The organism is Mesorhizobium sp., assembly GCF_004962925.1.
In the GTDB taxonomy this organism is placed as follows: Bacteria; Pseudomonadota; Alphaproteobacteria; order Rhizobiales; family Rhizobiaceae; genus Mesorhizobium.
This window is the reverse complement of record NZ_SUEO01000459.1, coordinates 1-341: the sequence shown is the minus strand read 5'-3', so window position 1 is coordinate 341 and position 341 is coordinate 1. Positions and strand designations below refer to the sequence as shown.

1 protein-coding gene is annotated in these 341 nt (G+C 63.6%); it reads right to left on the bottom strand.

Annotation, left to right across the window (positions count from 1 at the left end; translation table 11 throughout):
- Positions 1–271: ATP-binding cassette domain-containing protein (locus tag E5W87_RS35695; protein ID WP_292408743.1), on the bottom strand; the 271-nt coding region annotated here is incomplete at its 3' end.
- Positions 272–341 lie beyond the last annotated feature (70 nt).

Here is a 341-nt window from a genome sequence, read left to right as displayed (position 1 = left end):
GGCCGCTGATGATGTTGATCAGCGAGGATTTGCCGGCGCCGTTGGGGCCGATCACCGCGCGGATCTCGCCGCTCTTGACCTCAAGGTCGACATCGCTCAATGCCGTGACGCCGCCAAAGGAAATACCGATCCCATTCAGCGTCAGGATCGCATCAGCCTTTGCCGACAGGCGCGCCCGGCGCGTGTCCTCCACGGGGCCAACACCAGCAAGAATGCGGGAAATTTCGGGCGCGCGCTCGTATGCGGCGGCTCCCAGCGAAGCACCAATCATGAAACGTCCCTATTTTTGAAGGAGAGCTGGCGGCGGCCCGAAGGCCGCGCCTGACCTATTCCGCGGCGAC